At 69.5% G+C, this 11,482-nt stretch carries 9 protein-coding genes; 4 read left to right on the top strand and 5 right to left on the bottom strand.

The annotated features are described in order from the left end of the window. Positions 1–6: 6 nt before the first annotated feature. On the top strand, positions 7–1,923 hold the full coding sequence (locus A5698_RS09120) for a glycoside hydrolase family 2 protein (protein WP_231967354.1): 1,917 nt from the start codon (positions 7–9) through the stop codon (positions 1,921–1,923). Position 1,924: 1 nt separating this feature from the next. Here A5698_RS09120 and A5698_RS09125 read toward each other — a convergent pair whose 3' ends face one another. The 3 genes from A5698_RS09125 to A5698_RS09135 are packed head-to-tail and all read right to left on the bottom strand — an operon-like array spanning position 1,925 to position 6,001. Beyond that, positions 1,925–2,782 carry a pseudouridine synthase gene (locus A5698_RS09125; RefSeq protein WP_068295708.1) on the bottom strand — a complete coding sequence of 286 codons (858 nt, stop codon included), beginning with the start codon at positions 2,780–2,782 and terminating at the stop codon, positions 1,925–1,927. Further along, positions 2,779–4,530: a glycerol-3-phosphate dehydrogenase/oxidase gene (locus tag A5698_RS09130; RefSeq protein ID WP_068295710.1), complete on the bottom strand. Its 1,752-nt coding sequence runs from the start codon at positions 4,528–4,530 to the stop codon at positions 2,779–2,781. Before A5698_RS09130 ends, A5698_RS09125 begins: the two co-directional genes overlap by 4 nt. A gap of 55 nt (positions 4,531–4,585) precedes the next feature. Next, entirely contained in the window at positions 4,586–6,001 is a 1,416-nt protein-coding gene (locus A5698_RS09135; protein ID WP_068295712.1) for an NAD(P)H-quinone dehydrogenase, read from the bottom strand. 65 nt (positions 6,002–6,066) lie between these two features. Here A5698_RS09135 and A5698_RS09140 point away from each other — a divergent pair, with 65 nt between their 5' ends. Further along, positions 6,067–6,540: a gamma-glutamylcyclotransferase family protein gene (locus A5698_RS09140; RefSeq protein ID WP_068295714.1), complete on the top strand. Its 474-nt coding sequence runs from the start codon at positions 6,067–6,069 to the stop codon at positions 6,538–6,540. 16 nt (positions 6,541–6,556) lie between these two features. Here A5698_RS09140 and A5698_RS09145 read toward each other — a convergent pair whose 3' ends face one another. Both A5698_RS09145 and A5698_RS09150 read right to left on the bottom strand, forming a co-directional pair. Continuing rightward, a complete protein-coding gene (locus A5698_RS09145; RefSeq protein WP_068295716.1) occupies positions 6,557–7,729 on the bottom strand; it encodes an amidohydrolase in 1,173 nt (390 codons plus the stop codon). Continuing rightward, positions 7,726–8,907, bottom strand: coding sequence for a M20 family metallopeptidase (locus tag A5698_RS09150; RefSeq protein ID WP_068295718.1), 1,182 nt, complete (start codon positions 8,905–8,907; stop codon positions 7,726–7,728). Before A5698_RS09150 ends, A5698_RS09145 begins: the two co-directional genes overlap by 4 nt. A 69-nt stretch (positions 8,908–8,976) precedes the next feature. Between A5698_RS09150 and A5698_RS09155 the strand changes: the two genes are divergently transcribed. Next, positions 8,977–9,771, top strand: coding sequence for a purine-nucleoside phosphorylase (locus A5698_RS09155; protein ID WP_068295720.1), 795 nt, complete (start codon positions 8,977–8,979; stop codon positions 9,769–9,771). Positions 9,772–9,823: 52 nt separating this feature from the next. Further along, positions 9,824–11,452 carry a phospho-sugar mutase gene (locus tag A5698_RS09160; RefSeq protein WP_068295722.1) on the top strand — a complete coding sequence of 543 codons (1,629 nt, stop codon included), beginning with the start codon at positions 9,824–9,826 and terminating at the stop codon, positions 11,450–11,452. The last annotated feature ends 30 nt before the right edge of the window (positions 11,453–11,482 follow it).

Consider the following 11,482-nt stretch of genomic DNA (forward strand, 5'->3'; position numbering starts at 1 on the left):
AGCCGGATGACGGCCCTACCCCTCGCCATGGCGGCGGCGTTCGCGGTCTTCGCGGCGCCGGCGAACGCGGCCGAAGCGTGGCAGCGCAAGAGCCCGCCGCTGTCGACACCGTGGTCCCATCTGGTTGGCCCCAACAACGCCCTCCCGGAGTATCCCCGCCCGCAGATGGTGCGGGCGCGCTGGCTGAACCTCAACGGGGTGTGGGCCTACACCGGGCGATCGCAGGCAACCGCCCTGGCGACTCCCCCGTCCACCGCCGCGTACGACGAGAAGATCCTGGTGCCTTACCCCACGGAGTCGGCGCTTTCGGGAGTTCAGCGTCACGACGATCAGATGTGGTACCGCAAGAGTTTTCAGCTGCCCGGCACCTGGCGCGGCCAGCGCGTACTCCTGCATTTCGGCGCGGTCGACCAGACCGCAACCGTGTGGGTCAACAACAAGCGCGTCGCCCGCCACGAGGGTGGGTTCACCTCGTTCAGCGCCGACATCACCGACGCGCTGCGCTGGACCGGCACCCAGGAGATCGTCGTACGCGCCGAGGATCGCAACGAGGCCGCACCGTTCCCCGTCGGCAAACAGCGCAACGATCCCGAGGGCCTCTTCTACACCGGCGCCTCCGGGATCTGGCAGACGGTGTGGATGGAACCGGTGCGGGCCGCACACGTCGACAAACTCGACATCACGGCGGATCTGAAGGGTTTCACCGTCACGACGCGCTCCACCGGAACGACGAAGGAACGCGCCGAGGTGATCGTGTCGGCGCCCGACGGTCCGACGTTGGCCCGCAGTTCCGGTGAACCGGGCAAGCCCGTACGCGTGCCGGTACCGGACCCGCGGCTGTGGACGCCGGACGATCCGTACCTCTACGACCTCACGGTGCGGTTGGTCACGCCGGAGGGCAAGGTCGTCGACGAGGTCGCCAGCTACGGCGGCCTGCGCACGATCACCACGGTCAGAGATCCCCAGGGCCGGCCGCGAATCGCGTTGAACGACAAGATCACATTCCTGCACGGCCCGCTCGACCAGGGCTACTGGCCCGACGGGATCTACACCGCGCCCACCGACGACGCCCTGAGGTTCGACCTCGAACGAACCAAGGCACTCGGCATGAACTTCGTCCGCAAGCACGCGAAGGTCGAACCGGCGCGCTGGTACTACTGGACGGACAAGCTCGGGCTGATGGTGTGGCAGGACATGCCGTCGCTCGACGTCTCGCTCGACATTCCGGTCGGCCCGGCGCCCGAACCTTCGCCCGCGGCGAAGGCCAACTTCGAGCGTGAGCTCGTCGAGATGATCGACCAGTTGCGAAGCGTCACTTCGATCGTCGGCTGGGTTCCGTTCAACGAGGGGTGGGGTGAGTTCGACACCGCGAGGATCGCGGGTGTGGCCAAGGCGGCCGATCCGACCCGGATGGTGAATGCCAACAGCGGGGTGAACTGCTGCAAGTCGAGGCCCGACAGCAGGGCCGGCGATGTGTACGACGACCACACCTACGTCGGTCCCGGGCGCCCGGTTCTGCACGACAACCCCGCGACCCCGCACGACGAGCGCACGATGCTCGGCAACCGTCCTATCCCGCTCGAGCACCGCGTCGTCGTCGACGGCGAGTACGGCGGGCTCGGGTTGGTTCCCGAGGGCAACCGCTGGCCCGGCAAACCGCAGGCCTACGAGATGACCGACAGCCGAGCGCGATTGACCGACCGCTACGTCCAGGTGAGCCGCGACCTCGAAGACGAGATCCGCAAGGGCGGCCTGTCCGGCGCCATTTACACCCAGACCACCGACGTCGAGAACGAGGTCAACGGGTTCATGACCTACGACCGCTGGCTGGTCAAGGTGTCGATGCGCACGGTCGCCGAACGCAACCGCGCGGTGATCGCGACGGGGGCGCAGGTGAACGAACCGGTCGAGCAGCGGCGGTGAGTCACAACGTGCGCAAGCTGACGAACTCGCGCTGACGCCCGCTGACCGGATCGGTGAACTCGAGGCGGTGCGCCAGAAGCTGCAACGGACGCGAGAAGTCGTCCGGCGCGACGTCGATCACGTCCGGATACAGCGGGTCGTTCGCGATCGGCAGACCCAGCGAGGTCATGTGCACCCGCAGCTGATGCGTTCGCCCCGTTCGCGGTGTCAACCGGTACAGCCCGTCGCCACGATGCTCGACGACGGTCTCGGCGTTCGGCTCGCCGGGCTCCTCGACCGCCTGTAACTGTCCGCGTCGCTTGACGATCCGGCTGCGCAGGGTGACGGGAAACGCCAACTCCGGATCGACGCCCGCCCTCGCGAGGTACGTCTTGTGTACCCCGCCGTGGGCGAACATCATCTGATAGGGCCCGCGCAGGTCGCGACGCGTCGTGAACAGCAGCACGCCGGCGGTCAACCGGTCCAGGCGATGCGCGGGCGACAACTCCGGCAGGTCCAGTTCCCGGCGCAGCCGCACCAACGCCGTCTGCGCGACGTGGCGCCCCCGCGGCATCGTCGCGATGAAGTGCGGTTTGTCGACGATCACGATGTCGTCGTCGCGGTGCAGCACGGGGATGTCGAACGGCACCGGAATCTCTTCGCGCAGTTCGCGGTACAGGTAGACGAACGCTCCCGGCGGCAGCACGGTCCCGGCGGTGACGACCTCGCCGTCTGCGGTCACCACCTCGCCGGCGAGCACCTTGGCCGCGGCCTCGTCACCGAACCGGTCCGCCAGTTCGACCAGCACCGCACCGCCGCGCAACCGCACCCGCGCCGGTCCCAGTCCGTCCCGCACGGGTAGCGGCGCCACCCGCCTCAATTGAGCGGCACCGGTTCGAGGATCTCGGCGCGCGCTTCCGGCGCCGCCGCGCGCAGCGCGTCGGCCGATTCGTCGTCGGGTTCCTGCTGCGAACGGATCTCCGCGTCCACCCGCGCCAGATACGTCTTGACCTCGCGGTCGATGTCCTCGTCGCTCCAGCCCAGCACTGGCGCAACGACTTCGGCGACCTCGCGCGCGCAGTCCACCCCGCGGTGCGGGTACTCGATCGAGATCCTCATCCGCCGCGCGAGGATGTCCTCGAGGTGCAACGCGCCCTCGGCGGCCGCGGCGTACCACGCCTCGACCTTCAGATACACCGGCGCCTCGGTGATCGGCTCGAGAAGGTCGGGCCGGACTGCGGCCTGTTCGCTGGCCATCTGCAGCACCTCGCCGATCAGCGAGCCGTACCGGTCCAGCAGGTGGCGCACCCGGTACGGGTGTAGGTCGTAATGTTTTCCGACGCTTTCGGTCTGGTTGATCAGCGCGAAGTATCCGTCGGCTCCCATCAGCGGGACCTTCTCGGTGATCGACCGTGCGACCCGCGCCGGGATGTACTCGGCCGCGGCATCGATGGCGTCCTCGGCCATCACCCGGTACGTCGTGTACTTGCCGCCGGCGATCGCGACCAGGCCCGGGGCGGGAACCGCGACGGCATGCTCGCGCGACAGCTTCGAGGTCTCCTCGCTCTCGCCCGCCAGCAGCGGCCGCAGCCCGGCGTACACGCCGTCGATGTCGTCGTGCGTGAGGGGCGTCGCCAGCACCGTGTTGACCGTCTGGAGGATGTAGTCGATGTCGGCCTTGGTGGCCGCCGGATGCGCCAGGTCGAGATTCCAGTCGGTGTCGGTGGTCCCGATGATCCAGTGCGTCCCCCACGGGATCACGAACAGCACCGATTTCTCGGTGCGCAGGATGATCGCCACCTCGCTGACGATCCGGTCGCGCGGCACCACGATGTGCACACCCTTGGAAGCGCGCACCCGAAATCGCCCACGCTGCTTGGACAGGGCCTGGATCTCGTCGGTCCAGACGCCGGTGGCGTTCACGACGACGTGCCCGTGCACCTCGGTGACCGCGCCGTTCTCGGAGTCGCGGACCTCCACCCCGGTGACCCGGTCACCTTCCCGAAGCAACGCGACCACCTGCGTCGACGTCCGCACCACGGCGCCGTAGTGCGCGGCCGTGCGGGCCACCGTCATGGTGTGCCGCGCGTCGTCGACCACGGTGTCGAAATACCGGATGCCGCCGATCAGCGACGACCGCTTGAGACCCGGCGCCAGCCGCAGCGCTCCCGATTTGGTCAAATGCTTCTGCGCCGGAACCGATTTCGCGCCGCCCAGCTGGTCGTAGAGGAAGATGCCGGCTGCCACGTACGGCCGCTCCCACCACCGGTTGGTCAGCGGGAACAGGAACGGCAGCGGTTTGACCAGATGCGGTGCCAACGTCGTGAGCGACAGCTCCCGCTCGTGCAGCGCTTCGCGCACCAAGCCGAACTCCAGCTGCTCGAGGTAACGCAACCCGCCGTGGAACATCTTCGATGACCGGCTCGAGGTGCCCGACGCGAAATCCCGCGCCTCGACCAGCGCAACCTTCAACCCTCGCGTCGCCGCGTCCAGGGCGGCGCCCGCGCCGACGACTCCCCCGCCGATCACCACGACGTCGAACTGCTCATTGCCGAGCCGCTCCCAGGCCTCCGCCCGCTGCTGGGGACCCAGAAGCGTCTGCCCGTTCGCCGGGATCGGGTCACTCACGGGAATGGCTCCTAGTTACTCGTCGGTACGGTCGCGCATCCCAGGCTACGTGGAACTAGTCCAGATCGTCGTGCGCCATCAGGCGCCGGCCAGCTTCGGTGATCGACCCCGACAGCGACGGATACACCGAGAACGTCTGCGCCAGGTCCTCGACGTCGTTGCCGTTCTGCACCGCCAGGGCGATCGGCATGATCAGCTCCGATGCGATCGGCGCGACCACGACGCCGCCGATCACCACCCCGGTCGCCGGTCGACAGAAGATCTTGACGAAACCGCGCCGCAGGCTCGACATCTTGGCTCGGGCGTTGGTGTTGAGCGGCAGCGTGATCGTCCGCGCGGCCACCGAACCGTCGTCGATCTTCGACTGCGGCACCCCGACCGCGGCGATCTCGGGCCGGGTGAACACGGCCGCGGCGACGGTGCGCAACCGGATCGGTTCGAGTCCCTCGCCCAGCACGTGGTACATCGCGATGCGGCCCTGCATGGCGGCCACCGAGGCCAACAGCATCAGCCCGGTGCAGTCACCGGCGGCGTAGATGCCCGGCACGCCGGTGCGCGAGACCCGGTCGACCTTCAGATAGTCGCCCTTGCCCAGCTCGATGCCGACCCGTTCCAGGCCCAGATTGCTGGTGTTGGGCACCGAACCGACCGTCATCAACGCGTGGCTGCCCTCGACGGTGCGGCCGTCGGTCATGGCGACCAGCACACCGGACCCGTTGCGCTTGACCGACTGAGCGCGCGCGTTCTTGACCAAGGTCACACCGCGATCGCTCAGCGCGTCCTCGAGTACGCCGGCGGCGTCGGAGTCCTCGTGCGGCAGGATCTGGTCGCGGCTGGCCACGACGGTCACCTTCACCCCGAGCTCGGTGTAGGCGTTGACGAACTCCGCGCCGGTGACACCGGAGCCGACGACGATCAGATGCTCGGGCAGCTCCTTGAGGTCGTAGAGCTGGCGCCAGTTCAGGATGCGTTCGCCGTCGGGTTCGGCGCCGGGCAGAACGCGGGGGCTCGCCCCGGTGGCGATCAGCACGACGTCGGCCTTCAGCGTGCTGACGGTGCCGTCGTGCTCGGTCACCTTGACCGTGTGGGTGGCCATCCCCGGCATGTCGTCGACCAGTTCGCCGCGGCCTGCGATGAGGGTGACGCCGTCGTTGCGCAGCCGTTCGGCGATGTCGGCCGACTGCGCGGCGGCCAGCGTCTTGACCCGCTCGTTGATCTTGGACAGCGAGATCTCGGCGTCGGAGAACTCCAGCGCGTATCCGAGGTCGGGGGCGCGGCGCAGCTCGGTGCGCACGCCCGTCGAGGCGATGAAGGTCTTGGACGGCACGCAGTCCCACAGCACGCAGGCCCCGCCGATGCCGTCGGCGTCGACGACGGTGACCTCGGCAACCTCGGGTCCGCGGGTCGCGGCGACCAGTGCGGCCTCATAGCCGGCGGGCCCGCCGCCGATGATCACGATGCGGGTTGCCACGCCCCCAACCTAACGAAGCGGGAGGTTGATCGCCCACGCGGCGCGCTAACGCTTAGTCTTTCCTGGTGCCGCTCTACGCCGCCTACGGATCGAACATGCATCCGGAGCAGATGTTGCAGCGCGCCCCTCATTCACCGATGGCAGGAACGGGCTGGCTGCACGGCTGGCGCCTGACGTTCGGCGGGGAGGACATCGGCTGGGAGGGTGCGCTCGCGACCGTCGTCGAGGATCCGACGTCGAAGGTCTTCGTGGTGCTCTACGACATGACCAAGGACGACGAGGCCAACCTGGACCGTTGGGAAGGTTCGGAGCTCGGGTTCCACAAGAAGATCCGCTGCCGGGTGCACCGCATCTCGTCGGACACCGATTTCGAACCGGTGCTGGCCTGGTTGTACGTGGTCGACGCGTGGGAGGGCGGCCTGCCGTCGGCGCGCTACCTCGGTGTGATGGCCGACGCCGCTGAGATCGCGGGCGCGCCAGCGGAGTACGTGCACGATCTGCGCACCCGCCCCGCGCTCAACATCGGGCCGGGGTCTTGACTCCCCGCCGCGGAACCTAAAAAGCGGCGGCCTGGTCGATGATGTTGACCAGGACCCGCACCCCGACCGCGAGCGCGCGCTCGTCGAGATCGAAAGTCGGCTGGTGCAAATCCAACTGGGGCCCGCGGCCCGTCCACACGCCCAACCGTGCCATGGCGCCTGGCACCTCCTCCAGATACCAGGAGAAGTCCTCGCCGCCGCCGGACTGACGGGTGTCGGCCAGCACGTCCGGGCCGATCGCCTCGATCGCGTGGGTGAGGATGCGCGTCGAGATCTCCTCGTTGACCACCGGCGGAACCCCGCGGCGGTACTGCACGGTGTGCTCGATGTGCAGCGGCGCCAACAGCGACGAGATCACCTCGCGCACAATCGACTCGAGCGTCTCCCAGGTGTCGCGGCTGGCGGTGCGGATGGTGCCGGCCAGCGTTCCGCTCTGCGGGATCGCGTTCGCGGCGACGCCCGCGTTCACCGCACCCCACACCATCACGGTGCTGTTACGCGGATCGATGCGGCGCGACAGCACACCGGGCACCCCGGTGATCAACGTGCCGAGCCCGTACACCAGGTCACCGGTGAGATGCGGTCGCGAGGTGTGCCCGCCCGGCGAATGCAACGCCACTTCGAGCTGATCGGCCGCCGAGGTGATCGGCCCGGGCCGCATCGCGACCTTGCCGACCGCCAGCCGAGGATCGCAGTGCAGCGCGAAGATTCGCGACACACCGGTCAGCGCGCCCGCGGCAATCGCGTCGATCGCGCCGCCCGGCATCAACTCCTCGGCGGCCTGGAAGATCAGCCGCACCCCGACGGGAAGCTCCGGCACCGACGCCATCGCCAGCGCGGCGCCCAGCAGGATCGCGGTGTGCGCGTCGTGCCCGCAGGCGTGCGAGACGTTGGGGACCAGCGACGCGTACGCCGCGCCGGTCCGGTCGGCCATCGGCAGCGCGTCCATGTCGGCGCGCAGCGCGATCCGCGGTCCGTGCTCGGGGCCGAAGTCACACGTCAACCCGGTGCCGCCCGGGAGCACCTTCGGGTTCAAGCCCGCATCGGCCAGTCGCGACGCCACGAACTGCGTGGTCGCGAACTCCTGGCGCCCCAACTCCGGATGCATGTGGATGTGGCGGCGCCACTCGACGAGGTCGTCGAAGTGGGCCGAGAGCCACCGCGCGGCGGCGTGGGGCAGCACGCTCATGACGCCCGCCTCGCCTGCAGCTCCAGCACCCGGTCGCGCTCCTGCGGCGTCTGCGCCAGGCGAACGACCGTGCGGGCCAGCATGACCGCACCCTCGACCACCGCCTTGTCCGCGCTCGGGCCCGCGGCGGCCTCGGCGAACGCGGGCTGATGCACCGAGGCGCCGCCCGCGTCGATGCCGACGATCGGATGGATACCGGGCATCGTCTGCGTGACGTTGCCCATGTCCGTGGAGCCCAGCGGCAACGCCGCCTCCAGCTCGGATGACACCGGTTCGCGGCCCACCCGCCGCATCTCCTCGCGGAAGGTGTCGGCCAGCCAGGTGTCCGGGGTCAGTTCGTGGTAGCTCGGTTCGGTCTCGGCGACCTCGTGACTGCAGCCGGTGGCCACCGCACCGGCCAGGAAGCAGTCGGCCATCCGCTGTTCGAGTTCGCACAGCGAGGCCGCGTCGTTGGCCCGCATCGTGTACTGCATCTCGGCGTGCGCGGGGATGACGTTGGTAGCCTGACCGCCGTCGGTGACGATGCCGTGTGCCATCTGACCCGGCGCCATCTGCTGGCGCAGCAACCCGATCGCCACCTGCGCGACGGTGATCGCGTCGACGGCGTTGAGGCCGAGGTAGGGAGCCACGGCGGCGTGCGCTTCCCTGCCCGTGTACCGGACCGCGACCTGCGACAGCGCGAGCGAGCGCGCGGCGGCGATGTCGAGCGGGCCGGGGTGCAGCATCACCGACGCGGCGATGTCGTCGAAGGTCCCGGCGTTCAGCAGCAGCACCTTACCGCCACCCGCCTCCTCGGCCGGGGTCCCGAGAAGCACCACCGTCAAACCCAGTTCATCGGCCACGTCCGCCAACGCCAGGGCGGTGCCGACGGCCGAGGCCGCGATGATGTTGTGCCCGCAGGCGTGACCGATGCCGGGTAGCGCGTCGTACTCGGCGCAGACGCCGATGACGAGGGGGCCGCTGCCGTAGTCGGCGCGAAACGCGGTCTCGAGCCCCGCGGGGGCCTTCGTCACCGTGAATCCGTACTCGGCGACAAGCGTTTGCGTCTTGGCGCAGCTGCGGTGTTCGGCAAACGCGAGCTCGGGCTCGGCGTGGATCGAGTGCGAGAGTTCGACCAGGTCGTCACGGCGCCGGTGGACGGCGTCCTCGACGACGTCCGACGCGATGAGTGCTGGCATCTTGGCAGTATCTCACTGCGCCATCTCATCGGGGCCGGGCGCCGGTTCCGACAGATAAGCTCGCCGACTGTGACCGATGCGCAGGCACTGGCCGCCGAAGCCGCGGCCGCCCTCGGCGAGCGCACCGGCGTCGACCGCCACGACGTCGCCGTGGTGCTCGGTTCGGGCTGGGCTCCTGCGGTGCAACGACTGGGCGATCCGGTCGCGGTGGTGCCGGTCGCGGAGCTGCCGGGGTTCACACCGCCGGCCGCGGAAGGCCACGACGGCCAGGTGATGTCGATGCGCATCGCCGATCACCGGGTGCTGGTGTTCGTCGGCCGCATCCATCCCTACGAGGGCCACGACCTGCGCCACATCGTGCACCCGGTGCGCACCGCATGCGTCGGCGGCGTGCACACGGTCGTGCTGACCAACGCCGCGGGCGGCCTGCGCGAGGACTTCACGGTCGGCCAGCCGGTGCTGATCAGCGACCACCTCAACCTCACCGGCCGTTCGCCGCTGGTGGGACCCCGGTTCGTGGACATGGTCGACGCGTACGCACCGCGGCTGCGCGAGCTGGCAAGGGAGATCGACCCGACGCTTTCCGACGGCGTCTACGCCGGGCTGCCGGGACCGCAGTACGAGACGCCCGCCGAGATCCGGATGCTGCGCACGCTGGGCGCCGACCTCGTCGGCATGTCGACCGTGCACGAAACCATCGCCGCGCGCGAGGCGGGCGCCGAGGTGCTGGGCGTGTCGCTGGTGACCAACCTCGCGGCGGGCATGACCGGGCAACCGCTGAATCACGAAGAGGTGCTGGAGGCGGGCCGTCAGTCGGCGATGCGGATGGGAGCCATGCTCGCGGCGGTCATCGCGCGCCTCTGACCGCGCGCGAGAAGCCGGAATATGCCGCCGTGAAATTGGGCACACTACGCCCATGACTGCGTCGCCGACCACGAGTACCGCGCAGGAGTGGATCTCGCACGACCCGGATCCCAAGACCGCCGCCGAGTTGTCGGAGTGTTCCGAAGAAGAGCTCGAGCAGCGGTTCGCCCACCCGTTGACATTCGGCACCGCGGGTCTGCGGGGGCCGTTGCGCGGCGGACCGAGCGGGATGAACCTCGCAGTCGTGCTGCGGGCCACCTGGGCGGTGGCCAAGGTGCTCAAGGACCGCGGCCTGGCCGGCCAGGACGTCATCGTCGGGCGCGACGCCCGGCACGGTTCCGACGACTTCGCGCTGGCCGCCGCCGAAGTTCTTGCGGCCCAAGGCTTTCCTGTCACCCTGTTCTTCGCGGCCGTGCCCACCCCCGTTCTGGCGTTCACGGTGCGCCATCGTCCCGCGGCGGCGGGCATCCAGATCACCGCCTCACACAACCCGCCGTCCGACAACGGCTTCAAGGTGTTCTTCGGCGGCGGATACCCGATCGCGTCACCAACCGACCGCGAGATCGAGGCGGCGATGGCCGAAGCGCCGCACGCCGACGAGATCCCCCGCGCCGCCGTCACGCCCGGCGGCGTCGACGAGGTGCAGCGCTATGTCGAGCGCGCCGCGACCATCCGCCACACCCACGGTTCGGTGCGCATCGCGTTCACCCCACTACACGGCGTGGGTGGCGAGTTCGCGCTCGACGCGTTCGTGCGCGCCGGCCTCGAGGACGTGCACGTCGTGGACGACCAGTTCGCGCCCGACGCCGACTTCCCCACGGTCAGCACCGCCAACCCCGAAGAACCCGAGGCGGTCGAAGCGGTGCTGAGATTGGCCGCCGACGTCGACGCCGACGTCGCCATCGCGCTGGATCCGGACGCCGACCGATGCGCGGTCGGCGTTCCCACGCCCGACGGGTGGCGCATGCTCTCGGGCGACGAAACCGGTTGGCTCCTCGGGGATTACATCCTGTCGCAGGTCGAACCGGGGCCGGTCATGGAGACCACCGTGGTGGCCAGCACGCTGGTGTCGTCGCGCATGCTCTCGGCGATCGCGCGCGAACACGGCGCGCGGCACGTCGAGACGCCGACGGGCTTCAAGTGGTTGGCACGAGCCGACGACGACCTGTCCGGCTGCACGCTGGTGTACGCCTACGAAGAGGCGATCGGACACTGTGTCGATCCCTCCGCCGTCCGGGACAAGGACGGCATCAGCGCCGCGGTGCTGATCTGCGATCTGATCGTCGCGTTGCGCGACCGCGGGCACACGCTGCTCGACGCGCTCGACGACCTGGCCCGCCGCCACGGTGTGCACACCACGACCGCGGTCTCGCGACCCGTCGAGAACGCCCACGAAACCGCCGCGGTGATGACCCGCCTGCGCGAGACGCCGCCCGAGAGCCTCGCCGGATACCACGTGACCGTCACCGACCTGCTGCCTGAGGACGGCACCGACGCGTTGATCATGACCGGCGGCGGCGACGATGTCTCCGTACGCGTCGTGGTGCGTCCCTCGGGTACCGAGCCAAAAGTCAAGTCCTACATCGAGGTTCGCTGCGGTCAGGTGACCGACCTGGCGGCCGCGCGGGAACGGGCACGACGCGTTCAGGACGAGTTGCGGGAGGTCGCCGCGCGCCTTTAACGGGGACCGAACTGGCGGTCGCCGGCGTCG

Source organism: Mycobacterium sp. E136 (assembly GCF_001666865.1).
Taxonomy (GTDB): domain Bacteria; phylum Actinomycetota; class Actinomycetes; order Mycobacteriales; family Mycobacteriaceae; genus Mycobacterium.